This window comes from Ancylobacter defluvii (genome assembly GCF_018390605.1).
In the GTDB taxonomy this organism is placed as follows: domain Bacteria; phylum Pseudomonadota; class Alphaproteobacteria; order Rhizobiales; family Xanthobacteraceae; genus Ancylobacter; species Ancylobacter defluvii.
The window spans coordinates 309,552-333,265 of record NZ_JAHBGD010000024.1 but is presented as its reverse complement, the minus strand read 5'-3'; the positions used below and the strand labels follow the sequence as shown (position 1 = coordinate 333,265).

At 69.1% G+C, this 23,714-nt stretch carries 23 protein-coding genes; 6 read left to right on the top strand and 17 right to left on the bottom strand.

Translation table 11 applies throughout. The annotated features are described in order from the left end of the window. Nucleotides 1-3 precede the first annotated feature (3 nt). The 7 genes from KHC24_RS17800 to KHC24_RS17770 all read right to left on the bottom strand — a co-directional run bounded on the left by KHC24_RS17800 (nucleotide 4) and on the right by KHC24_RS17770 (nucleotide 7,587). A complete protein-coding gene (locus KHC24_RS17800) occupies nucleotides 4-483 on the bottom strand; it encodes a TRAP transporter small permease (protein ID WP_271180605.1) in 480 nt (159 codons plus the stop codon). Beyond that, nucleotides 480-1,463: a TRAP transporter substrate-binding protein gene (locus tag KHC24_RS17795; RefSeq protein ID WP_213364658.1), complete on the bottom strand. Its 984-nt coding sequence runs from the start codon at nucleotides 1,461-1,463 to the stop codon at nucleotides 480-482. The genes KHC24_RS17800 and KHC24_RS17795 overlap by 4 nt, the downstream gene beginning before the upstream one ends. A 209-nt stretch (nucleotides 1,464-1,672) precedes the next feature. Next, nucleotides 1,673-2,608, bottom strand: coding sequence for a LysR family transcriptional regulator (locus KHC24_RS17790; protein ID WP_271180604.1), 936 nt, complete (start codon nucleotides 2,606-2,608; stop codon nucleotides 1,673-1,675). 193 nt (nucleotides 2,609-2,801) lie between these two features. Next, nucleotides 2,802-3,674, bottom strand: a complete 873-nt coding sequence (locus KHC24_RS17785) for a phosphate/phosphite/phosphonate ABC transporter substrate-binding protein (protein WP_213364656.1) — start codon at nucleotides 3,672-3,674, stop codon at nucleotides 2,802-2,804. 146 nt (nucleotides 3,675-3,820) lie between these two features. Then, nucleotides 3,821-6,019: a xanthine dehydrogenase family protein molybdopterin-binding subunit gene (locus tag KHC24_RS17780; protein WP_213364655.1), complete on the bottom strand. Its 2,199-nt coding sequence runs from the start codon at nucleotides 6,017-6,019 to the stop codon at nucleotides 3,821-3,823. Nucleotides 6,020-6,023: 4 nt separating this feature from the next. After that, on the bottom strand, nucleotides 6,024-7,019 hold the full coding sequence (locus KHC24_RS17775) for an FAD binding domain-containing protein (RefSeq protein ID WP_213364654.1): 996 nt from the start codon (nucleotides 7,017-7,019) through the stop codon (nucleotides 6,024-6,026). Continuing rightward, entirely contained in the window at nucleotides 7,006-7,587 is a 582-nt protein-coding gene (locus tag KHC24_RS17770) for a (2Fe-2S)-binding protein (protein ID WP_213364653.1), read from the bottom strand. Before KHC24_RS17770 ends, KHC24_RS17775 begins: the two co-directional genes overlap by 14 nt. A 352-nt stretch (nucleotides 7,588-7,939) precedes the next feature. Between KHC24_RS17770 and KHC24_RS17765 the strand changes: the two genes are divergently transcribed. The 5 genes from KHC24_RS17765 to KHC24_RS17745 all read left to right on the top strand — a co-directional run bounded on the left by KHC24_RS17765 (nucleotide 7,940) and on the right by KHC24_RS17745 (nucleotide 13,360). Next, complete coding sequence (locus tag KHC24_RS17765) at nucleotides 7,940-9,007, top strand: Gfo/Idh/MocA family protein (RefSeq protein ID WP_213364652.1); 1,068 nt, start codon at nucleotides 7,940-7,942, stop codon at nucleotides 9,005-9,007. After that, nucleotides 9,007-10,143 (top strand): Gfo/Idh/MocA family protein, encoded by a 1,137-nt coding sequence (locus KHC24_RS17760; protein WP_213364651.1) that lies wholly within the window; start codon nucleotides 9,007-9,009, stop codon nucleotides 10,141-10,143. Before KHC24_RS17765 ends, KHC24_RS17760 begins: the two co-directional genes overlap by 1 nt. A 90-nt stretch (nucleotides 10,144-10,233) precedes the next feature. After that, nucleotides 10,234-11,250, top strand: coding sequence for a Bug family tripartite tricarboxylate transporter substrate binding protein (locus KHC24_RS17755; RefSeq protein ID WP_213364650.1), 1,017 nt, complete (start codon nucleotides 10,234-10,236; stop codon nucleotides 11,248-11,250). Nucleotides 11,251-11,394: 144 nt separating this feature from the next. Continuing rightward, the gene (locus tag KHC24_RS17750) at nucleotides 11,395-11,841 is read left to right on the top strand and encodes a tripartite tricarboxylate transporter TctB family protein (protein WP_213364649.1); all 447 of its coding nucleotides are present in this window, start codon (nucleotides 11,395-11,397) and stop codon (nucleotides 11,839-11,841) included. 10 nt (nucleotides 11,842-11,851) lie between these two features. Further along, nucleotides 11,852-13,360: a tripartite tricarboxylate transporter permease gene (locus tag KHC24_RS17745; protein WP_213364648.1), complete on the top strand. Its 1,509-nt coding sequence runs from the start codon at nucleotides 11,852-11,854 to the stop codon at nucleotides 13,358-13,360. Between the two features lie 134 nt (nucleotides 13,361-13,494). Here the strand turns inward: KHC24_RS17745 and KHC24_RS17740 are convergent, their stop codons facing one another. From KHC24_RS17740 to KHC24_RS17720, 5 genes are all read right to left on the bottom strand, one after another. Then, nucleotides 13,495-14,454, bottom strand: a complete 960-nt coding sequence (locus KHC24_RS17740) for a LysR family transcriptional regulator (RefSeq protein WP_213364647.1) — start codon at nucleotides 14,452-14,454, stop codon at nucleotides 13,495-13,497. Nucleotides 14,455-14,518: 64 nt separating this feature from the next. Next, on the bottom strand, nucleotides 14,519-15,067 hold the full coding sequence (locus tag KHC24_RS17735; RefSeq protein ID WP_213364646.1) for a carboxymuconolactone decarboxylase family protein: 549 nt from the start codon (nucleotides 15,065-15,067) through the stop codon (nucleotides 14,519-14,521). A 236-nt stretch (nucleotides 15,068-15,303) separates the two neighbouring features. Then, on the bottom strand, nucleotides 15,304-16,338 hold the full coding sequence (locus tag KHC24_RS17730; protein WP_213364645.1) for a Gfo/Idh/MocA family protein: 1,035 nt from the start codon (nucleotides 16,336-16,338) through the stop codon (nucleotides 15,304-15,306). A 78-nt stretch (nucleotides 16,339-16,416) separates the two neighbouring features. After that, the gene (locus KHC24_RS17725) at nucleotides 16,417-17,517 is read right to left on the bottom strand and encodes an LLM class flavin-dependent oxidoreductase (protein WP_213364644.1); all 1,101 of its coding nucleotides are present in this window, start codon (nucleotides 17,515-17,517) and stop codon (nucleotides 16,417-16,419) included. Next, nucleotides 17,514-18,086, bottom strand: coding sequence for a flavin reductase family protein (locus tag KHC24_RS17720; RefSeq protein ID WP_213364643.1), 573 nt, complete (start codon nucleotides 18,084-18,086; stop codon nucleotides 17,514-17,516). Before KHC24_RS17720 ends, KHC24_RS17725 begins: the two co-directional genes overlap by 4 nt. Before the next feature lie 71 nt (nucleotides 18,087-18,157). On the opposite strand from KHC24_RS17720, the gene KHC24_RS17715 reads away from it, so the two are divergent. Continuing rightward, a complete protein-coding gene (locus KHC24_RS17715; protein WP_213364642.1) occupies nucleotides 18,158-19,129 on the top strand; it encodes a LysR family transcriptional regulator in 972 nt (323 codons plus the stop codon). Here KHC24_RS17715 and KHC24_RS17710 read toward each other — a convergent pair. Genes KHC24_RS17710 through KHC24_RS17690 form a run of 5 tightly spaced genes read right to left on the bottom strand, consistent with a single transcriptional unit; the run spans nucleotide 19,105 to nucleotide 23,710 of the window. Continuing rightward, nucleotides 19,105-19,566: a cupin domain-containing protein gene (locus tag KHC24_RS17710; protein ID WP_213364641.1), complete on the bottom strand. Its 462-nt coding sequence runs from the start codon at nucleotides 19,564-19,566 to the stop codon at nucleotides 19,105-19,107. The two genes, KHC24_RS17715 and KHC24_RS17710, sit on opposite strands and share 25 nt — an antisense overlap. Before the next feature lie 18 nt (nucleotides 19,567-19,584). Beyond that, the gene (locus KHC24_RS17705) at nucleotides 19,585-20,682 is read right to left on the bottom strand and encodes an Ldh family oxidoreductase (RefSeq protein ID WP_213364640.1); all 1,098 of its coding nucleotides are present in this window, start codon (nucleotides 20,680-20,682) and stop codon (nucleotides 19,585-19,587) included. Continuing rightward, nucleotides 20,679-21,149, bottom strand: a complete 471-nt coding sequence (locus tag KHC24_RS17700; protein ID WP_213364639.1) for a cupin domain-containing protein — start codon at nucleotides 21,147-21,149, stop codon at nucleotides 20,679-20,681. The genes KHC24_RS17705 and KHC24_RS17700 overlap by 4 nt, the downstream gene beginning before the upstream one ends. Beyond that, a complete protein-coding gene (locus tag KHC24_RS17695) occupies nucleotides 21,146-22,171 on the bottom strand; it encodes an amidohydrolase family protein (protein ID WP_213364638.1) in 1,026 nt (341 codons plus the stop codon). The genes KHC24_RS17700 and KHC24_RS17695 overlap by 4 nt, the downstream gene beginning before the upstream one ends. Nucleotides 22,172-22,180: 9 nt before the next feature. Then, nucleotides 22,181-23,710, bottom strand: coding sequence for a tripartite tricarboxylate transporter permease (locus tag KHC24_RS17690; RefSeq protein ID WP_213364637.1), 1,530 nt, complete (start codon nucleotides 23,708-23,710; stop codon nucleotides 22,181-22,183). Nucleotides 23,711-23,714: the final 4 nt, after the last annotated feature.

The window sequence follows — 23,714 nt, the reverse complement described above, 5'->3', positions numbered from 1 at the left end:
GCTTCAGCGAAGAATGCGGAACAGGCGCAGCAGCGCGATGATGCCGAGGCCGACGCCCATGAAGAGGACGATGCCCTGCATGGTCCAGGACGGGATGCGCATCACCGGGGTCGGCATGAAGCCGGTGCGCCCCAGCATGGCATAGCCGCTGCGCGCCAGGGCGGCAGAGACCAGCAGCAGGACCAGCGCGTGATAGGTGCGGAAGACCGGGCCGCGATCGCTGCTGGTGCCATCCACCGAGACGTTCTCGCCGACCACCTCGGCCAGCACGGTGCCGACCGCGATGACCCACAGGAACATGATCGACAGCATCTCGAACGACCAGGTGACACCCTGGATGTGGAAATAGCGGCCGATGACGCCGAGGCCGGTGGAGACCAGCAGCACGAGGAGCGCCAGCATCCCGGCCCAGTTCAGGCCGAGATGCACGGCGCGGCCGAACCGGGCGAGGCCGGTTCCGGCCGGGGTGGTCGGGGCGCTCACGCCTTGCTCGCCGCGTCGCGCACCGATTTCACCAGATCGGCGCCGTATTCCTTCGAGAAGGTCTCGTAGACCGGGCCGACCATGGCGGCGAAGGGCGCGGTGTCGACGGCGTTCACCTGAAGCCCCTTCTCCTTCAGCTTGGCGATGACGCCGTCATAGGCGCCGGAGATGGCGGTGCGGTACCAGCCCTGGGTGGCGGTGGCGGCATCGGTGACCGCCTTGCGCTCGGCCGGGGAGAGGCTGTCGAGCTTGGCCTTGTTGGCGTACCACCAGTTCGCCATCCACATGTAGTTGGACAGCGACAGGTACTTCTGCGCCTCGTACCATTTGGCATCGTAGAAATCGCGCAGCTCCGGCTCGGCGCCATCGACCACGCCGCTCTGCAGCGAGGTGTAGACCTCGCCATAGGGAATGGCCTGCGGCAGCGCGCCCAGCGTCTTGATGGTCTCGATGGCGACCGGGATCGGCGGCGTGCGCATCTTGAGGCCGGCCATGTCCTCCGGCTTCACGATCGGCTTCTTCGAATTGGTGAAGCTGCGGAAGCCGGAATCCAGCGCGCCGATGATCTCGTAGCCCTTGGGCGGGGCCATCGCGTAGATTTCCTTGCCGACCGGGCCGTCGAGGACGGTGTGGACCTTGGCGAAGCTGTCGAACAGGAAGGGCAGCGAGACGACGCTCATGCGCGGGTCGATGGCGTCGACGACGCCGCCGAGGCCCATGTCGATCGACCCGTCGCCGACCTGCTCGCAGACCGGGCCCTCGTCGCCCAAAAGGCCGTTGGCGAAGATGGTGATCTTCACGCTGCCGCCGGTCGACTTCTCGACATCGGCCTTGAACTTGAGAAGCGCCTGCTGGATGAGGCTGTCTTCGGGCGAGGAATGCGCCACCTTCAGCGTCGTGGCGGCCGAAGCGCGCCCGGTAATCGCGAAGGTGGAGGTGGCGGCTACGCCGGCGATAAAAGTCCTGCGGTCAAGGCGCATAGTCGTCTCCAGATGTCCCACCCGTTGAAATCAGATGAACCCTCGGAGTTTCCTGCCCGGATATCGTTCTGTACGAAAAAGCTGTCCCATAGCGGCACGGATTACCGCTGGAGATTGCTCTCGATGACGAGTTGGTGACACTGTGGTCCTGCGGTGCCCGCAGCGTCAATCGCCGGCAGGCCGGGACGAGCCAACAAGTTCTTATGGCTTCATAAGCCCGCTTTATTGCTGGCGGCGGGGAGGTCGCGCTCCTCCGTCGGCGCGATCCAGCTGACGCCGCCGATATCGGGCTCGTAGGGGCGGGCGAATTCATGGCGCAGGAAGGCGGCGAGGCGGCGGGCGGCGAGGCGCTCGCTGCGGCTGACCAGTAATACCAGCGGCAGCGCCGGCAGAGCGGGCAGGCCGTCCTCTTCGCCGAGGCGGCGCCAGCCGGCCGGCACCGCCGATTCCGGCAGCACGGTCAGCATGCTGCCCGATGCTACCGCGAGGTGGATGCCGCTGACATGCGAGGAGGTGTGGGCGAGCCGCCAGGGACGCCCGGCGCGATCCAGAATCGCGAAGACGCGCGGGCGGGCCGAGCAATCATCGGAGAACATGGCGAGGCGCAGCACGTCCTCATGCTCGGGATAGCCATTGGGGCCGGTGCACCAGACCTGCCGCTCATAGCGGAACACCGCCTCCGGCGGATCCTCCGGCCCCTGGGTGACGATGGCGACGTCCAGCTCGCCATTGTGCATCATCAGCCGCAGCTTGCGCGAGAAGTCGCAGCTGAGGTCGATATAGAGGGCGCGGTTCTGCGGGCTGAAACGGTGCAGCAGCGCCTCGCCCATCGAGGCGACGAAATCGTCCGGCATGCCGAGCCGGACGCGGCTCTCGGTCACCCGGTCGGCGACCGCCTCCAGCGCCTCGGCCTCGATCGACTGGATCTGGCGGGCATAGCCGATCAGGCATTCGCCGGTGACGGTGGCGGTGACGCGGCGGTGGCCGCGCTCGAACAGCTTCTTGCCGAGGCGATCCTCCAGCCGCGCGACCGACATGCTGACCGCCGCCTGGGTCTTGCCGAGATGCTCGGCGGCGGCGGTGAAGCTGCCGAAATCCGCCACGGCGACCAGCGCGGCCAGCGCATCGCTATCGAAATGGCGCACGTCCATCCTCTCCCGCTGCGACCCCCCGATCCGCCGCGGAGAGTAACGCGGCGGCCAGGGCGCCTTAAGCGGGAATAAGCTGCAGTTTCCGGGCGGGAATGATGCCGCATTAGGCAGGCCGGCCGAGGCGGCCGAGGCGGCGGTTCGCCGGTGGACCGCCGCCGGCGGCGGCACGGCCGGCGCCGCCCGGCGTTCAGGCGAGGCGGGGATAGCCGGCCGCGATGGCGGCGTCCTCCAGCTCGATCACCCGGTCATAGGCGGCTTCGGGGATCGCCTCGAAACCGACCAGGCCGAAGGCCGCGCGGGCGTCGGCCGCCGCCGGATCGGCGAGGAAGGCGTCGAGCGCCCGGCGGATCGCCGCGACCTGCGGCTCCGGCGTATCGACCGGGACGACCAGCGGCAGGCCGGGGCTGGCCGGCGTCACCGCGATCACCCGCACCCCGGCGACCCGCTCCGGCGCGTGGCGGGCGGCGAGGGTGAAGGTGACGCCATCGATGGCGGCGACGTCGGCGCGTCCCTGCGCCACCGCCTCGACACTGGCGAGATGCGCGCCGGTTTCCACCACCGCCGAGAAGAACGGCCGGCCGCCGGCGAGCGGCGCCAGCGCGGCGCGGAACAGGTTCATGCCGCTATTGCTGTCGGTGCCGTTTATCGCCGCCACGCGCCCGCGCAGCGCCGCGAGGTCCGGCGCCGCCTCGTCCACGCGCACCACGATGGCGCTGCGGTGCCAGCCGCCCTCGGTATAGGGCGTGGCATAGGCCGGGGTGGCGACCGGCTTCAGCCGGCCGGCATAGCGGGTGCGCAGCGGATAGCCGCAGGTATGGCCGAGCGCGAGGCGGGGATCGACCAGCGCCTCGCCGATCGGCCGCGCGCGGTCGAGCGTCGGCGGCAGCCGGCCGGCGAGCGCCTCCACCCCCTCGGCGACGAGGGCGCGGCGCAGCGCCGCCCATAGCGCATCCTGCGCCGCATGCAGAAACGGCGGATCGTACATGCCGAGCGTCACCACGGCGGCGGCGGGAGCGGCCAGGGGAGACGCGCCGGTATCGGATGCGGCGGCGATGGTCATGGCGTGCCTCCCTCGACGGCCCGGCAGCTTCCGGTGCGACGTGGCCGCTTATAGCATCGACGGCGGCGTGCTCCATGTCGACTTGGTTCTCCACGTGGACTTGGTTCGGCGTCGCCGTGCAGGGGGGCAGGCCTTGAAGCGCCGCCTCAGAGCACGTCCTCGATGCGGATCGGCAGTTCGCGCAGCCGCTTGCCGGTGGCGTGATGGATGGCGTTGGCGATCGCCGCCGCCACCCCGGCCATCGACACTTCGCCCAGCCCCTTCACGCCGGCGCTGTTGAAGCGGGTGTCCGGCTCGTCGACGAAGGCGACCTCGATGGCGCCGATATCGGCATTCACCGGCAGGGCGTATTCGGCGAGATCGGCATTGAGGAAGCCGCCATAGCGCGGGTCGACCTCGCTCGCCTCGCGCAGCGCCGCGCCGATGCCCCAGACCACGCCGCCGCGCACCTGGCTGGCGGCGGTGCGCGGCGACACCACCCGGCCGCAATCGGCGACGCTGACCACGCGCGGCACCCGCACCCGCCGCGTCGTCGCCTCCACCCGCACCTCGACGAAATGCGCGATGTAGCTGTAGGTGACGAATTCCGGATAGACCGGGCCGCCTATGGAGGGCAGGCCGGCCTTGAGCCGGTCATAGATGGCGTCCGGCTGGCCGGGGGCCTTGCCCTGCACCTCGACGGCGAGTTCCGGCAGCCCGGCGGCGCGCAGGATCTGCGCCGGCTCGCGGTTCGACACCCCGCCCGGCGCCAGCTCCGCCAGCCGGGCGAGCAGGGCGTCGGCGGCCGCCTCGACCACCGGGATCGCGGTGGCGGTGCCCCAGGAGCCGGCGGTGAGGTGCTGCGGCGCCGCGCGGGTGTCGCCGATGATGGCGACGATGTGCTCCGGCGCGATGCCGAGCTTGCGGGCCAGCACCGCGGCGAGCGCGGTGCGCACGCCCTGGCCCATCTCGTGCACGCCGACGCGGATCTCGACCCGCCCGTCATCGGTCAGCTTCAGCTTGGCGATGGCGGGCGCCCGCAGCCCGGCATAGGTGCCGATGGCGACGCCCCAGCCGATCAGGCCGCCATCCTCGGCGCGCATCGAGCCCGGCGCCATCGAGCGCCGCTCCCAGCCGAACATCGCGGCGCCGCGCTCCAGGCACTGGCCGACATGGCGCGAGGAGAGCGGCCGTCCGGTGACGGCGTCGACGGTGGTGTCGTTGGCGAGCCGCAGGGCGACGGGGTCGATGCCGAGCGCATAGGCGAGCTCGTCGACGCAGGATTCGAAGGCGAAGCAGGCGATGTGCTCGAACGGGGCCCGCATATAGCCGGGGGTCTGCGCGTCGGTGCGCAGCAACTCGTCCTTGCCGCGGAAATCGGCGATGCCGTAGAGCCGCGCCGAGGTAGTGGCGTATTCGCCGGGAAACAGGTCGTGCCGCGAGGTCTGCGCCTGCGCCTCGTGGATCGCCGCCAGCATGCGCCCCGAGCGGTCGGCGCCGAGGCGGACATGGTGGCGATTGGCCGGCCGGAAGCTGGCGAGGTGGTAGAGCTGGGCGCGCGGCACCACGATCTTCACCGGCCGGGCGAGCCGGCGCGCCGCCTCGGCGGCGAGCACGGTGTGGCCCTGAAGCGAGTTCTTCTGCCCGAAGCCGCCGCCGACGAAGGGCGAGACGACATCGATGAGGCCGGCATCGAGGCCGAGCGCGGCGGCCAGACCGTGCCGCACCGCCTCGGCGTTCTGCGTGCCCTCATGGATGACGAGGCGGCCCGCCTGCCATTCGGCGACGCAGGCGATCAGCTCGATCGGGTTCTGGTGCTGCGGCGCGCTGGCGAACCGGGCGTCGATCTGCACCGGCGCCCGCGCATAGGCGGCGTCGGCGTCGCCGGCGGCCACCGGCGGGATGAAATGGGCGAGCGGAGTTTCCGCCTGATCGACCACCTCGACGCCGGGGGCATCCAGCTCCACCGCGAAGGGCGCGGTCTCATAGGTGGCGCGCACCAGCGCGGCGGCATGGGTGGCGGCTTCAAGGCTATCGGCCACGACGAGGGCGATGGGCTCGCCGCGATAGGCGATCTCCGGCGAGATGAGCGGCTGGTGGCTCTGGAAGCCGTAGCCGCCACCCATGATGAAGCCGGCGGAGGCCACCGCGCCGATATTGGCGTGGGTCAGCACCAGCCGGACGCCGTCGGCCGCTTCGGCGGCGGCGACATCGAGCGAGGCCAGCCGGCCCTTGCCGATGGTGGCGACGGCGAAGGCACCGTAAGCGAGGTTCGGCCGGGCGTCGTCGGCGGCGAAGGCCACCGCGCCGCGCACCTTGTCATGGGCGTCGACGCGGGCGAGGTCGGCGAAGGGCATCATATTCATCGGATCAGCCCCTCTGCCGGGCGATGGACAGGGCGTCGGCGACGGCACGGATGCCGAGCTCGACCTTGAAGGCGTTCATCCGGCCCGGCCGGGCGCCGCTGAGCGCGGCCTCGCCGGCGCGGCGGGCGAGCGCCGGGGTGAAGGGCTGGCCGCGCAGCACCGCCTCGGCCGCGCGCACCCGCCATGGCCGGGTGGCGACACCGCCGAGGGCGAGACGCGCCTCGGCCACCATGTCGCCTTCCATCCGCAGCGCGGCGGCCACCGAGACCAGCGCGAAGGCATAGGATTCGCGGTCGCGGATCTTGTGATAGGTCGAGGCGCGGCCCAGCGGGGTCTTCGGCACCCGGATGCGCACGATGATCTCGCCCGGCGCCAGCGTGGTCTCGACATCGGGCGTGCGGCCCGGCTCGACATGCAGCGCCTCGATGGCAAGGCTGCGCGGGCCGTGCGGGCCCTCGACATCCACCTGTGCCTCGAAGGCGGCGAGCGCGACGGCCCAGTCGCCGGGATAGACGGCGATGCAGGCCTCGCTGCCGCCGAACAGGGCATGGCCGCGGTCGATGCCCTCCTGCGCCGCGCAGCCGCTGCCCGGCGCGCGCTTGTTGCAGGCAAAGGGCTCGCCGCCGCGGAAATAGGCGCAGCGGGTGCGCTGGAGCAGGTTGCCGCCGACGCTCGCCATGTTGCGCAATTGCTGCGAGGCGGCGCGCCACAGCGATTCCGCCAGCGCCGGATATTCGCCCGCGATCACCGGATCGGCGGCGACGTCGCTCATGCGGGCGAGGGCGCCGAACACCAGCTCGTCGGGCTGCGACGTATCGATGGTTTCCAGCTCGCGCAGCCCGTTGACGTCGATGACATGCGCCGGCGTTTCCACGCCCAGCTTCATCAGATCATAGAGGGTGGTGCCGCCGGCAAGCAGGCGGGTATCGGGTCCGGCGGCGCCGAAGGCCCGGACCGCATCGGCGACGCTGGTCGCCCGCACATAGTCAAACGGCTGCATGGCGGGCCTCCGGCATTTCGGCGGAGCGGCCGGCGGTGGCCATGGTGGTCGCGGCCATTTTCATGGCGGCGTCCTCGATGGCGGCGACGATGCCGACATAGGCGCCGCAGCGGCACAGATTGCCGCTCATATATTCGCGGATCTGCTCCGGCGAGGTGGCGTGGCCCTCGGCGACGCAGGCGACCGCCGCCATGATCTGGCCCGGCGTGCAGTAGCCGCATTGCAGGGCGTCATGGTCGATGAAGGCCTGCTGCATCGGGTGCAGCGGGCTGCCCGCCGGCGACAGGCCCTCGATGGTGAGTACCTGCCGTCCATGCGCCTGCACGGCCGGTGTCAGGCAGGACGCCACGCGCCGGCCATCGACATGCACGGTGCAGGCACCGCACTGGCCGTGGTCGCAACCCTTCTTGGCGCCGGTAAGGCCGAGCTGCTCGCGCAGCAGGTCGAGCAGCGAGCGGCGCGGGTCCAACGATGCCGCGAGCGGCACGCCATTGACGACCAGTTCGACGGCGACACGGCCGGGTGTCGGCGGATGTCCGCCGGTTCGCAGTGTTGCGGATGACGACATCGGTGCTCCCCTCGCTCGACGGCCGCGCGCCACGTCCCGGCGGGCACGAGCCGATCCTTCAACGGAGCGGTATCTTCAGCACTATTCCCCGGATGCTTCAGTCATATATGGCTATACGTGCGTGACGGCTTCGTATGCGTGGGATAGATGGGCGTATAATTGACTTTATCAGAATTACACGAAAGCTAACAGCATGCGCTAAGGTCGCCCTGCGCAGGCGAAAGCCGCCGCGCCCGTTTCGCCCGACCCATGCCCTTTCACTATGTGCCAATGGCGAAAGAGTATTTGCGCGGCGTAGCCCCGCATGATCCGCTCCCGGTCAAATAAAAGATGTGACCTAGGGTGGAGAACGATGAGGCAGATAGACGTCGCCGTCATTGGCACAGGATGGTGCGGAGGTATTCGCGCCGAAACTCTGGCGGCCAGCCCGCTCGTCAAGAACCTGCATGTGGCGGAAACCCGTGACGAGCGCCGGAAGGAGGTCGCCGAGCGCACCGGCGCCAAGACCGTGACGGCGGATTACCGCGACATCGTCGGCAATGCCGATATCGAGGCGGTCTATGTCTGCGCCACGCCGGAGAGCACGCATTACCCTATAGCCAAGGCGGCGCTGGAGGTGGGCAAGCATGTCTTCCTCGAAAAGCCGATCGCGCTCGAACTCCACGAGGCGGACGATCTCATCGCCATTGCACGCCGCAAGGGGGTGAAGTTCACCATCGGCTATTCGCAGCGCTTCAACCCGAAATTCGCCTACGCCAGGAAGAAGATCGTCGACGGCACGCTGGGCGTGCCGGTGAGCGCGCTGGTGAGCCGCCACATCACCCGCGGCCTCGGCAAGAAGATCACCGGCCGCGGCAAGCTTTCGCCGGCGGCGATGGAAGCGACGCACGACCTCGACTTCGTGTTCTGGCTGCTGGAGCCGGCCAAGCCGGTGCGCGTCTACGCCCAGGGCGTGCAGCGGGTGATGTACCCGGCGACGCAGGCCTATGACTGCCAGTTCATCACCGTGACCATGGACAATGGCTGCGTGGTGGTGGTCGGGGCGGGGTGGATCCTGCCGCCCGGCTATCCGAATTTCTCCTCCACCTGGATCGAGCTGGTCGGCTCGGAAGGCGCGCTGATCATCGACGACACCCATCGCGATGTCTGGCTCAACACCATGACTGGCGGCAGCGTGTTCCCGATGTCGACCATGCCGGGCGAGCAGGTCGACCATGTCTATGCCGGCGCCATGGGGCCGGAGACGCTGCACTTCCTCGAAGCGGTGATCTTCGACCGCGACGTCATGGTGACACCCGCCGCCGCCCGCACGGTGATGGAGGTCTATATCGCCGCCGACCTGTCCTCCGAGACCAACGAGCCGGTGGACCTGCCATTCTCCAATGCCGACGCCGTCAAGATCGCCGAGGGAGCCCTGTGATGCGCCGCAACTCGCCCAAGGGCATCGGCCTCGCCATCGTCGGCGCCGGACGCGTCGGCCTGTTCCGCGGCGCGGTGGCCGCCCGCCATCCGGCGGTGGAGTGGATCGGCCTCGCCGAGATCGATCCCGAAAAGGGGCGGCGCGTCGGTGCCGAGATCGGCGCCGATTTCGTCACCACCGATCACCGCGAACTCTTGAGGCGGCCGGAGGTGACGGCGGTGATCGTCGCCACCGACGAGCATTTGCATGTCGATCCGGTGATGGCGGCGCTGGAGCGCGAGCTGCCGATGCTGATCGAGAAGCCGCTGGCGACGCATCTGGGCGACTCGGCCCGGGTGCTGCGCGAGATCGAGGCGTCCGGCGTCGACGCGGTGGTCGGCTACACCCAGCGCTTCCGCCGCCGCTGGCTCGCCGCCAAGGAGAAGGTGCGCACCGGCGCGCTCGGCGACGTGACCATGGTGACGTCGCGCGCCTTCATGAACCGGCTGGTGGCGATCGACAATTACCGCCGCTCCAATGCGCCGGAGACCATCTCGCCGATGGTGATCTCCGGCACCCACGCCCTCGACATCGTCATGTGGTACCTGGAGGCCAAGACGCCGGTGGAGGTCTATGCCCGCTCGGTCGACAAGGTGCTCGGCCCTGACTGGCGCGGCATCGACGGCACCGCCGGCATGATCATGATGAGCGACGGCTCGATCTATCACCTCAACATTTCCTGGGCATTGCCGGTGACCTGGCCCGGTGCGGTGTACAGCCTCGAGGTCGGTATCGTCGGCACCACCGGCGTGCTGACCATCGACGACACCCATCGCGATATCGTGCTGGCGGTCTCGGCGCCGCAGGAGGAGGGCTACCTGCCGGACAAGACCCGCCTCGTCGACTTCATGGGCAGCTACCCGCCCGGCGACATGGCGCTCGGCGAATTGCGCGGGCCGATGCGCACCGAGACCGAATCCTGGCTCAACCGCATCGCGCTCGACCTGCCGACCCAGCACGCCACGGCGGCGGAGGCGCATAACCGGCTGATGCTGACCAAGGCGCTCGACCTCTCCGCCAAGCTGAAGCGGCCGGTGAAGCTGCCGCTGGAAGTCGAAGGCGAGCGCGAGATGATGCGCGAGGCCGCGATGGCCTGAGGCGTGCCTGACGATCGAGTGCCTGACACTGCAAGCTGAAACGGCGCCAGCCACAACAAGAAGCGGCGCCGCGATTCCTGGGAGGGAACGATGAAAGCCTGTCTGCCTGTCACCCGCCGTGCCGTGCTTTCCGGCGTGGCCCTGGCCGGGGCCGTGCTGGCCGCCGGCCTCGCCACCACGCGGCCCGCTTCGGCGCAAGCCGACTATCCCAACCAGCCGATCACCCTGATCGTGCCGTTTGCGCCGGGCGGCGCCTCGGACTTCGCCGCCCGGCTGCTGCAGCCGCGGCTGTCGCAGATCCTCGGCCAGCAGATCGTTGTGGAGAACCGCGACGGCGCCGCCGGCAATGTCGGCATGGACCTCGCCGCCCGCGCCAAGCCGGACGGCTACACGCTGTTCCTCGGCAATGTCGGCACGGTGTCGATCAACCCCTACATCTTCTCCAGCCTCCGGGTGAAGCCGCTGCAGGACTTCATCCCGATCTCCATCGTCGCCGACACTCCCGGCCTGCTGATCGCCAACCCGAAGTTCCCGCCCAACAACGTCAAGGAACTGGTGGAGTATGTGAAGGCGCGGCCGGGGCAGGTGAACTTCGCCTCGCCCGGCACCGGCTCGGTCAACCGGCTGGAGATGGAGGCGTTCCGCCGCGAGGCGGGGCTCGACATGATCCACGTGCCCTATAAGGGCGGTGCCGGACCGGCCGCCGCCGACGTCATGGGCGGGCATGTCAGCCTGATGTTCGTCACCATCTCCTCCGGCATCAACCATGTGAAGGGCGGGCGGCTGAAGGCGCTCGGCGTCTCGACCAAGCAGCGCGTGCCGCAATTGCCGGACGTGCCGACCATGACCGAGCAGGGCTTCCCCAAGAGCGTCTCCTCTTCCTGGCAGGGCGTGCTCGCGCCGGCCGGCACGCCGCAGCCGATCATCGACAAGCTGCATGCGGCGGTGGTCGAGGCGATGAAGGACCCGACCATCCGCGAGCGCATGGGTGAATCCGGCGTGATCGCGGTCTCCAGCCCCAGCCCGGCGGACTTCAAGGCCTACATCCAGGCCGACGCCGACAAATGGAGCGGCGTCATCAAGGAAATCGGCGCGAAAGCCGACTGATCCGGCCGACTTGCGCCCTTTCGCTCCGACAGGTCGAGGCCGGCCGCCGCAAGCGGTGCCGGCCTCGACACGTCACATCCGGTCATCCTGCCGCCATCGTGCCGACGCGCGCTCCGCGCGGCCGAGGTGGAAACGGGGTCATCCATGGACATCAAGCTTTCCTCCGACTTCCTCACCGGGCTGTTCTTCTGCAGCCTCGGCGCGCTCGCCATCATCATCGGTTCGGACTACCCGATCGGGACCGCCGCCCGCATGGGCGCCGGCTATTTCCCGCTGATGGTGAGCAGCGGTCTCATCCTGCTGGGCGGCATCCTCATCATCCGCTCCTTCCTGACCGAGACCGAGGAGATCGGCGCCATCGACGTCCGGCCGCTGCTGCTGCTCATCGGCAGCATCCTGCTGTTCGGGCTGCTGATCGAGGACTGGGGCTTCCCCGTCGCCGGTCTGGCGGTGGTGATCGGCGCGCGTATCGCCGGCCGCCACTACAAGCCGCTGGAGACCGCGCTGCTGGCGGTGGGGCTGGTGGGCTTCTGCCTCGTGCTGTTCTCCTATGGTCTCGGGCTGCATCTGCCCGCCACCCGGCTCTGGTGAGGGCGGTCCGATGGAACTGTTCAACGACTTGCTGCTCGGCTTCTCGGTGGCACTGACGCCGGCGAACCTGCTCTACGGCTTCCTCGGCGTGCTGCTCGGCACCGTCATCGGCGTGCTGCCGGGCCTCGGGCCGGTGGCGACCATCTCGATCCTGCTGCCGGTGACCTTCGCGCTACCGGCGCCGGCGGCGCTGATCATGCTCGCCGGCATCTATTACGGCGCGCAATATGGTGGCTCGACCACCGCCATCCTGGTCAACCTGCCCGGCGAGAGTTCCTCGGTGGTCACCGCCATCGACGGCTACCAGATGGCCCGCAAGGGGCAGGCGGGCCTCGCGCTCGCCACCGCCGCGCTGTGTTCCTTCATCGCCGGCACGCTGGCGACGCTGGTGATCGCGGTGGCGGCGCCGGCGCTGGCGGAGGTGGCGCTCGACTTCGGGCCGGCGGACTATTTCTCGCTGATGCTGTTCGGCCTGGTGGCGGCGGTGATCCTCGCCCATGGCTCGGTGGTCAAGGCGATCGGCATGATCCTGGTCGGCATCCTGCTCGGCACCATCGGCATCGACGCCAATACCAGCCTGGAGCGCTACACCTTCGGCATTCCCGCCTTCGGTGACGGCATCGACTTCGCCGTCATCGCCATGGGCATGTTCGGCATCGGCGAGACCATCTCCAATCTCGGGCAGAGCGAGGGCGGGCGCAGCTTCGTGAAGGAGGTGCACGGGCTGTGGCCGCGCTGGGCGGACATAAAGCGCTTCATCAAGCCGGCGCTGCGCGGCACGTTTCTCGGCGGCTGCCTCGGCCTGCTGCCGGGCGGCGGGCCGGTGCTGGCCTCCTTTTCCACCTATGCGCTGGAGAAGAAGCTCTCCAAGACCCCCGGCGAGTTCGGCAAGGGCGCCATCGAGGGGGTCGCCGGCCCGGAGGCGGCCAACAACGCGGCCGCGCAGACCGCCTTCATCCCGATGCTGACGCTGGGCTTGCCCTCCAGCGCGGTGATGGCGCTGATGATCGGCGCGCTGATGATGCAGGGCCTCTCGCCCGGACCGCAGCTCATGAACCAGCGGCCCGACCTGTTCTGGGGCCTCATAGCGTCGATGTGGCTCGGCAACCTGATGCTGGTGGTGCTCAACCTGCCGCTGGTCGGCATCTGGGTGAAGCTGCTCTCGGTGCCCTACCGCATGCTCTATCCGGCGATCATGCTGTTCTGCTGCATCGGCGTGTACTCCATCAACAACAACGCCCTCGACGTGATGCTGGCGGCGATCTTCGGCGGGTTCGGCTACCTGATGAAGCGCCTGCACTGCGAGCCGGCGCCGCTGCTGCTCGGCTTCATCCTCGGGCCGATGATCGAGGAGACGCTGCGCCGGGCGCTGCTGATCTCGCATGGCGACCCGATGGTGTTTCTGCAGCGGCCGATCAGCCTGAGCTTCCTGGTGCTGACCGTGCTGCTGCTGGTGGTGCTGATCGCGCCGATGATCCGGGTGACCCGGCAGCGGGCCTTCGAGGAGAGCACCGACTGACGGCGGGCATCGGCCGGGCGGAGGCCCGGCCGATGCCCGGGGCAAACGAGGTTGGGACGAACGAGGTTGGGGGCAAACGACAACGGCCGGGCTTGCTGCCCGGCCGTTTTCATGTGCGGAAGGGCGAAGCGGCGTCAGGCGACGCCGGCCAGCGCGCGCTGCTGCGGCGGTGCCCAATGCGAGGCGCTGTCCGGCAGGGCGCTGAAGATGCCGCGCTGGGCGAGGGCGTCGATCTCGGCCCGCAGCAACCCCATCACCACATGGGCGGCGGCGCTGACATTGTCGCCGACATGCGAGAGCATGATGGTGCGGCTGAGATTGACCCCGCCCACAGCGAGGCCGGTGAGCAGGCCCTCGTCGATCTCCTTGCGGAAGGCGGAGATCGGCATGATCGAGGCGCCGCGCCCGCGCAGCAGCATGCGCCGGATCGCCTCCACCGCGTCGATCTCGCAATCGACCTCGATGCACACGCCATGCGAGGCCAGCTGTTCGTCGACCAGCGCCCGGATGCCGCGCGTCACCAGCATCGGCGTCGAGGCGAGCTCGTCCAGCGTCACCACCGGCGAGACGCCGCGCGACTGGCGCGGCATCACCACCACGATCGGCTCGGTGAGCACGGCGGTGAAGCGCAGCGCCCGGTTCGGCGGCGGGTTGGTGAGCAAGGCGAGGTCGACCTGGCTGTTGACGAGATCGACCTGCAGCCGGCGGGTGAACTCCTCGACGATGGTCAGGTTGATCGCCGGATAGGTCGAGGCGCAGCGCTCGATGAGGCCGGGCGCCAGCAGCGAGGACAGCGTCGGCGAGATGCCGACCACCACCCGGCCGGACAGGCAGTCGCCACCGATATTCATCTCCTCGGTGGCGCGGGCGACTTCCTGCAATATCCGGCGGCTATGTTGCAGAAACCGGCGGCCGGCGAGGGTGAGCTGCACGCCGCGCGGCAGGCGCACCAGCAGCGGCGTGCCGATTTCGGTCTCGATGCGCTGGATGTGGCGGCTGAGTGCCGGCTGGACGATGCCGAGATCGCGGGACGCCCGGGTGATGCTGCCGAGTTCGGCAACACGCACGAAGGCTTCGATGCTGCGCAGTTCCATGGCGTTTTCCTCCGGGAGGGGCCTGTTTTGTTATGATGCGCCCCCCTTTGTGGTGATGATCCTCTCACGCGGGCGGCGGTACGCGAAACACCCGCAGGGCGATGGCCAGCATCGAGTAGTAGCCGAGCAGGCCGGTCAGCTCGATCACCGTCCGGCGGCCGAAACGCTCGACCGCGGCGGCGAACAGCGCGTCGGGCACGTCCTGGTGCTGGTAGACGGCGCTGGCGAAATCATGCACCAGCGCCGCATCGGCCTCGGTGAAATCCGGGCGGTGGCCGGCGGCGAGCGCCTCGATCTCGAACTCCGGCACCCCGGCCTTGCGGGCCTCGCGGGCGTGCACGGTGAACTCGTATGCGGCGCCCCAATAGGACGCCGTGGTGAGGATGGCGAGCTCCGACAGCCGCGGCGGCAGGCCGGTGCGGTAGCGGCAGAAGGCGCCGACCGCCTGGGCGGTGGCGGCGAGCTCGGGGCTCTCGACATAGATGTGGAACGGCGCCGGAACCGCGCCGGCGCGCGGGCGGCCGATCTCCTCGAAGATGCGGCGCTGGTCGGCGTCGAGCCCGGCGGGATCGAGTTCGCGGTAGCGGGGCGGGGCGGCGGCGAGGCTGTCCATGCGGCGTCCTTGGTGTTTGGCTCGGGCTCGAAACTATCCTTCACCCGCCCGAACCCGGCTGTTACCGGATCCGGCTTGGGCAAGGCCGACGCTGGAAACATCCAGCTTCGGCGGAGAGGTGGCCGGCGAAGCGGGGCGGCGAGGGACGACGACATTGCGGAGCGTTGTAGACCCCTCACCCCAACCCTCTCCCCGTCGGGGAGAGGGAGAAGACACCGCTTCGTTAACTCAGGCCTTCAGGCACTGGCTTTGAGCGCGGGGTGGTCGGCTTCGGTGGTGCCTTCGACCTTGACCGGCAGGTTGGTCGCCACTGAGCGGCAGATCGCCTCCAGCACCGCGATGTTGCCGACCTTCTGCGCGTCGGTGAACACATAGGGCGTGCCGCTCTCGATGGAGCGGGCAAAGGCTTCGAGATTGGCGCGCACCGTGTCGGTCCATTCATAGTCCCGTACCTCCCGCCGGCCGTCCTTGTGCTGGATGGTCAGCGTCGTCGGGCCGGGGGTGTCGGGATGGGTCTGGTTGCGCGCCTCGACCCAGGCCTCGGTGCCGAACACGGTGATGCCGATATAGAGCGGCGTTACCAGTATGGCGTTGAGATAGCCGGTGGCGCCGGAAGCGAAGCGGGTGTGCACCGACACCACGTCGCCATTCGGCCGGTCGGAGGCGCGGGTGGCGGTGGCGGCGTAGACCTCGAATATCGGCCCGAAAAGCTCGATGAAACCGTCGGTGAGGTGGATGCCCATCGCGGTCATGCCGGCGGCGGGGGCATCGACGGTCGAGGCGCGCCAGTCGGTCTTCGGCACGCTGGCGAGCTTGTCATGGCTGAAATTGGCCTCGACATGCATGATGGTGCCGAGGGCGCCGGACTGCACCAGCTCCTTGATCTGCAACATGGCGAGTTCGTAGCGGCGCTCATGGCCGATGCCGAGCTTCACCCCGGCGGCGCGGCAGGCGGCGACCGAGCGCTCGGCATCGGCGCGTGTGAGTGCGAGCGGCTTCTCGCAGAACACGTGCTTGCCCGCGCGCGCCACCATCGCTACCTGCGCGGTGTGCAGCGAGTGCGGCGTGCACAGGATGACGGCGTCGATGGACGGGTCGGCCAGCACGTCGTCCCAGTTGGTCGTCAGCGGGATGCCGTGCTCGGCGGCGAAGGCGGCCTGCGCCTCCGAGGTGTCGATGGCGGCGACGATGCGCAGCTCGCTGGAATCCGCCATGCGGCGGATCATGTGCTTGCCCCACCAGCCGAGGCCGGCGATTGCGGCGCGAATCATGTGTCCTCCCTACGCCGCCTTGGGCGGCATTTTCCCGTTTCTTGCCGCCTTGTGCCGGCGGCTCCTGAATGTTGCATCCTACTCGGCGGCGGCGGATTGCCGGCCGGCATTCACCGCCGGCATCACCTGCTCGGCCATCAGCTCCAGGGAGCGGATGGCGAGATCGCGATCCGCCCAGTCATGGCCGGCATAGAGCAGGGTGCCGAATTCGCCGATCTCCTCCTCGAAGGCGGCGAGCTCGTCGGCGACCTTGTCGGGGGTGCCCCAGATGACCAGGTCGGCGAGCACGCTGTCCACCGTCACCGAACTGTCGGGCGCGCTCTGGTCGCGCTTGAACAGGTTGGCGCGGCCATTGCCCACCAGCTTGGTCGCCAGCGAGTTGTAATAGGCATAATACGGGCTGCCCGGCTCGGTGGCGTAGCGCTTCGCGGTGGTGAGGTCGTCGGCGACGAAGATGCTCTTGGCCACCCGCCAATTGGCCGGATCGGCGGGGCGGCCGCCCTTCTCGCAGCCCTCGACATATTTCGGCCAGTGGGTCTTCACCCAGATCGGCAGCAGGAAATTGGCCGAGATCGGCTCCCAGCCGCGCGCGGCGGCTTCCGTGACGCCCTTGGAGAACGGCGCGACGGCGGTGACGACGATGGGCGGGTGCGGGCGCTGATAGGGCTTGTGCATCAGCCCCTGGCCGAGCGCCGGCAGATAGGTGCGCTCGGTGGTGATGGTCCAGTGCTGGCCGACGCGGCTGTAGGGCGGCTCGCCGGACCAGATGCCGAGTATGTGGTCGATGGCCTCGACGAACATCTCGGTGCGGTTCTTGTCGAGATTGCCGAACACCTCGGCGTCGGAGAGCAGGCCGCCGGGGCTGATGCCCATGATGTAGCGGCCCTGCGCCATGTGATCGAGCATCGCCACCTCGCCGGCGACCCGGGCGGGGTGCTGGTTCGGCAGGTTGATGGTGCCGGAGCCGAGCTTGATGGTCTTGGTCGCTTCCAGCAGCCAGGCGATGAAGATCAGCGAGGAGGTGATGGTCTCGGCGCCATCGGTGACATGCTCGCCGAAATAGCCCTCGCAGAAGCCGAGCTTCTCGGCGATGAGGCAGAATTCCCGGTCCTCCCGCAGCGTCTCGGTGAGCGGGCGGTGCAGCGGGTGGATCGGCATGGTGAAGAAGCCGAGTTTCATGATGCGCGTTCCCGGTTCGCGGCAATTTCGTTTGCGGAGGTGTCGTTGGCCGGCGGATCGGCCGGCAGCAGGGCCGGGCCGCAGAGCGCGCCGGTGGCGTAGATGAGCGGCTCGCCGTCGCGATGCGCGGCGCGCAGCACCCGGCCGAGGAAGATGAGGTGGTCGCCGGCCTCGATGACCTGCTCGGTGCGGCACTCGAAACGGGCGATGGCGCCCTCGATCAGCGGTGAGCCGTGATCGCCGATGCCGTGCGGCACGCTGTCGAACTTGTCGGGGTGCGGGGTGGCGAAGTGCCGGCACAGATGCTTCTGATGGGTGCCGAGCACATTGACGGCGAAACAGCCGGAGGAGGTGAAGCTCGCCAGCGAGGGCGCCTGCCGCCGCAGGCTCCACAGCACCAGCGGCGGGTCGAGCGAGACCGACGAGAAGCTGTTGGCGGTCAGGCCTTCGAGCTTTCCGTCGGCGGTGCGGGTGGTGACGATGGTGACCCCGGTGGCGAAACGTCCGAGCGCCCGCCGGAAATGGCCATGATCGTCGCTGGATCGGAAGTCGATGACATGTTCGCTCATGACACTGAGCTTAGGGGGATGCTGCCCGCTGTAGAAATGATATGATCTGCTCATCTCCATCAGGAAACGTAATGATGAGCGATACGCTGCGGGATGTCCGGCTGTTCGTGGCGGCCTATGAGGAGCGTTCCTTCACCGCCGCCGCGGAGCGGGAGAACGCCACGCAATCCGGCGTCTCCCAGCATATCCGCAAGATCGAGGACCGCTTCGGGGTGAAGCTGTTCGCCCGCGGCGGCGGCAGCGTGCAGCCGACCCCGGCGGGGGAGAGCTATTACCGCCACTGCATCGAATTGCTGCGGCTCAACGAGATGGCCAACCGCTCGGTGGAGCGCTTCGGCGCCGGGCTGGACGGCGAGATGGTGGTGGGGCTGATGCCGACCATGACCCGCTCGGTGCTGGCGCCGGCGCTCGCCCGCTTCGTCGCCCTGCATCCCAATGTCGGGGTGCGGATCTGGGAGGCCTATTCCGCCAACCTCACCCAGCAGGTGCGGGCGGGCGAACTCGCCTTCGCCATCGTGCCGGCCTCCACCGGCACGGTGGGGGTGAAGACCACCCGCTTCGCCTATACGCCGGAGGTGCTGGTTTCCGGCGCGGCGGCGGGGCGCGAGCACATGAAGCCGGTGAAGCTGGCCGATCTCGGCCCGCTCAAGGTGGTGGTGCCGAGCGGGCAGAATGCGCGGCGCGCCAATATCGAGACCTATCTGGCCTCCAACGGCGTGGTGGTGGAGCGGCGGCTGGAGCTGGACGCGATGATGGGCACGCTCGACTTCGTCGCCTCCACCGACTGGGTGGCGATCCTGCCCGGCCTGATGATGGCGGAGGAAGCCGCGCGGCCGGTCGGGCCGCAGGCGCCGCGGCGCTTCACCGTCAACCCGATCGCCGATCCGCCGGTGGGGATGGACCTGGTGCTGATCGAGCCGGCGCGGCGGCCGCTGGAGCCGGCGGCCGCCGCGTTTCTCGAGGTGCTGGCGCAGGAGACGGCGCGGATCGGCGACGTCTGGGGCGAGCGGGCCGGGCTCTATGAGGAGGCCGGCGTGTCGTAGTGCCCGCCGCTCATGGTGCCGTCGGCGGCCTTGCCGGCGATGCCGTGGGTGGTATCCTTGACCACGAAGAACACCACGTCCTCCTCCGGCAGCGCCACCGTCGAGTGGATCACGTCGGGCGGGAAATAGATGAGGGTGCCGGGGCCGGCGATGCGTTCCGGCTGGCCCTCTATGTTCACCCTGAGCCGGCCCTGCACCACATAGTTCCACTGCTCGTTGGGGTGCGAATGCGGGCGGGCGCCGGTGCCGCGCGCCTTGCGCATCAGCCCGCATTGGGTGCGGATGCCCTCCACCACCGAGCCGATGGCGGTGGAATAGCCGGGGCCGCCCTCGATGGCGGACAATTGGTCGAGCTGGAACAGATAGGCGCCGTCGCCGGCCTTGAAGGCGCCGGCATTGAGGGTGGTGCGCTCGGTGGTGGTTGCGGTGGCGGACATGGCGGGGAACTCCGATTGCTACTGCCGGGCGGCAAGGGTTGGGATGCCGAGCGTGGCGGCCAGCTCGTCGAGCTGGCGGCGCAGCGGCGCGGGGATCGGCACGCCGTCGCGGGCGCGGGCTTCGCGCAGCGTGGCGCGGCGGTCGCCGGGGATGCGCACCCCTTCCGTGCCGGGCAGCGGGGCATCGTGGCGCAGCTCGTCGAGCTGGTGTTGCAGCACCGAGGCGAAGATGGCGGGAGGCATGAAGCGGGCGACGTCCAAGGCCAGTATGAAGTGGCCGGTATTGGTCTCGGTGGAGGAATCAGCGTTGAAATCGACCACCTCGCGGCCGAAGGCGGCGCCGTTCAGCGTGCCGGCGAGCAGGCCGAGCATCAAGGCGAGGCCGGAACCCTTATAGCCGCCGATCGGCAGCAAAAGCCCCTCGCCGCTGCGCTTGGGATCGGTGATCGGCTGCCCGTCGGCCTTGCTGACCAGCCAGCCCTCCGGCAGTGGGATGTCGCTCAGCGCGTGCTTCTTGATGGTGCCGTAGGACACCACGGTGGTGGCGATGTCGAGCAGCACCGGCGGGGCGCCGTCGCCGGCGGGGATGGCGATGGCGAGCGGGTTGGTGCCGAGCAGCGACGAGGTGCCGCCCCACGGCGCCATGTGGTTGGAGCTCGCCACCACCGAATAGATGCCGACCATGCCGGCCTGCGCCAGCCTGTCGACATAGAGCGCGGCCGGGCCGGCATGGTTGGAGCGGCGCACCCCGACCCAGCCGATGCCGATCTCGCGGGCGATGGCGATGGCGGTGTTCGCCGCCGTGCTCATCACCAGATGGCCCATGCCGTTGTCGCCATCGACCAGCGCGACGCCGGGCGCGGCGCGCTCGACCTCGATGCGCGGGCGCGGATTGACCGCGCCGCCCTTCAGCCGCCGCACATATTGCGGCAGGCGGAACACGCCGTGGCCGTCGGCGCCGGTGAGGTCGGCCTCGGCCATCAGCCGTCCGACGCCGCGGGCGTCCTCCGGCGGCAGCTCGCAGGCGCGCATGGCATCGGCGATCAGGTCTTCAAGCGCCTGGGCGGAGGCGGTGGAGGGCGCGGCGCCCGGATCCGGTTTCACGGCGGCGTTCATGGGCGGTCCCCCGCAGGCTTTTCCCTCGTGGGCGCTTGCCCCGCGCGCCGGTCGTTCGTGTGCCGGTCGTTCGCGTGTTCGGAGGCGATGGAATGGGTTTCGCCGGTCGCCGCCATGGTGCGGGTGGCGGCGGTGTCGGCATAGGTCCAGAAAATGGCGAGCGGCGCCGTCTGCGAGGTATTGCGGAAGCGGTGCGGCACGTTCGGCGGGATCCAAGTGGTGTCGTATTGCGTCAGCTCATGGGCGACGCCGTCGATCTCGAACACCGCGTCGCCCTCGAGGATGATGACGCTTTCCTCGCAATTATGGCTGTGCAGCGGGATCGCCGCGCCCGGCCCGAAGCGGGTGATGCCGTTGAGCAGCTTCTGCGAGCCGAGTTCGGCGGTGACCAGGCGCACGGTGCGGGCACCGCCGCCGCGCTCGGTGACGGGGAGGGCGCTGGGGCGGAGAATGGCGGCTTCACTCATGCCGACACCGTTTCGCGCGAGGTCGTATTGAGGCCGAACCAGCCGCTCGCCGTGCCGCCGAGGATCGCCGTCTCATCGGCCTTGGCGAGGCCGGCGGCGCGGACCTGCCGGGCGCCTTCCAGCGTGCCCATGTCGAACGGGTAGTCGCTGCCGAGCAGAACGTGGTCGGCGCCGAAGGTGTCGGTGAGGTAGCGCAGCGCCGGGCCGAAATGGGTCAGCGTGTCGAAATACAGCCGGCGGATCGAGACTTCCGGGCTGTCCTTGATGAAGCGCCGGCATTCCGGGCGCTCCTTCCAGCCATGGATCATCCGGCCGGTCTGGAACGGCAGGAAGCCGCCGCCATGCACCAGGCAGATCTTGAGATCGGGGTAGCGCTCCAGCACGCCGCCGAACACCAGCGAGGCGGCGGCGATGGTGGTCTCCAAGGGGTTGCCGATCAGGTTCTTGAGGTAGAATTCCTTGGTGCGCTCGCCGGCCGCCGTCTTCTGCGGGTGGATGAGGAGGAAGGCGCCCAGTTCCTCGGCGGTGGCCCAGATCGGCTCCAGCGCCGGGTCGTCGAGGTTCTTGCCTTCGACATGCGAGCCGATCTGCGCGCCCTTCAGCCCGAGCTTCGTCACCGCGCGGCGCAACTCGTCGGCGGCGCGGACGGGATCCTGCATCGGCAGGGTGGCGATGCCGAGGAAGCGGTCGGGATGGCGGTGGACCAACTCGGCGATCGCCTCGTTCTGGATCTGGCAGAGCGCGCCGGTGAGCGCCGCCTCGCGGTCATAGAGGAAGGTCTGCGGGCAGTTGGACAGCACCTGCAGGTCGAAGCCGGCGAGTTCGAGATCGGCGAGGCGCCGGTCGAGATCCCAGCCGCCGCGCGGGAACGGGCGCTGCACGATGTCGCCGACCTTGAGCACCCCGCCCTCGGCATCGACCTCGGAGAGCGTCGGTCCGATATCGGGCGCCTCGCGGCGCATACGGGCCATCATCTCCTCGGTGAGGATGTGGGCGTGAACGTCGATTACGGGAATGGTCATGCAGGTGTCCTAGTCGGATGAGTGGGACAGCGCCTCGGCGACGCCGGCACGGCGCGCCGCCCGGCGGGCGAGCAGGAAATTGAACAGCGGCAGGGCCAGCGAGAGGATCACCAGCAGCGCCAGCACCGCCGAGAGCGGGCGCTGGACGAAGATCCCCGGACTGCCTTCCGACAGCATCAGGCTCTGGCGCAGCGAGCTTTCCATCAGCGGCGCCAGCACCACGGCCAGCACCAGCGGCGCGCGGGGAATATCGGCGCGGATCATCAGATAGCCGACCATGCCGAAGAACAGCGTCAGCCCGACATTGAACAGGCTGAGACTGATCGCATAGGCGCCGACCAGCGAGACGATGAGGATGCCCGGCACCAGATAGGCGTAGGGAATGCGCAATATGCTGGCGAAGAGCGGGGCCAGCGGCAGGTTCATGATCAGCAGCATGACGTTGCCGATGAACATCGAGGCGATGAGGCCCCAGACGAGATCCGCCTGTTCGGTCAGCAGCATCGGGCCGGGGCGGATGCCGAGCAGCACCAGCGCCGCCAGCAGCACGGCGGTGGAGGCCGAGCCGGGAATGCCGAGCGCCAGCATCGGAATCATCGCCCCGTGCGCCGCCGAGTTGTTGGCGGATTCCGCCGCCGCCACGCCATCGAGCGCGCCATGGCCGAACTTCTCCGGATGCGGGCTGGCCTTCTTCTCCACCACATAGGCCAGCAGGGCGGCGACCGTCGGGCCGGCGCCGGGCATCAGCCCGATGAAGAAGCCGATGACGCCGCCGCGCAGCATCGCCATGCGGCATTCCAGCCAGTCCTTGCGGGTGAGCCACATATCCTTCAGCCGCGTGCGCACGACGTGGCCGGCCTGCGTCTGCTCCATCGAGACAAGGATTTCGGCGATGCCGAACACGCCGATGGCCACGGGCAGGAAGTCGATGCCCTCCAGCAGATCCAGCGAGCCGAAGGTGAGGCGCGACGTGCCCTGGATCGGATCGGTGCCGACCAGTGCGATCATCAGGCCGAGGGTGGCGCCGATCATCGCCTTGATCGCCGAGCCGGTGCCCAGACTTGCGGTGGCGGTGATGCCGAGCAACGCCAGCAGGAAATATTCCGGCGCCGAGAAGCTGAGCGCGAAGGCGCTCAATGCCGGGGTAAGGAAGACCAGCGCGGTGACCGCGCCGATGCCGGCAAGGAAGGAGCCGATGGCGGAGGCGGCCAGCGCCTGCCCGGCGCGGCCCTGCCGGGCGAGCTGGTTGCCGTCCACCGCCGTCATCACGCTGGCCGCCTCGCCGGGCACGTTGACCAGCACCGATGTGAGCGTGCCGCCATACATGCCGCCATACATGATGCCCGAGAGCATCACGAGGGCGGTGACCGGATCGAGCCCGAAGGTGATCGGCAGCAGCAGCGCCATGCCGGCCGAGGGTCCGATGCCGGGCAGGGCGCCGATCAACTGGCCGAGCGTGACGCCGATGAAGACGAACAGCAGGTTCGTCGGGGTCAGCGCGATGGAGAAGCCGTGGGCGAGGGAGGCGAGGGCGTCCATGGAA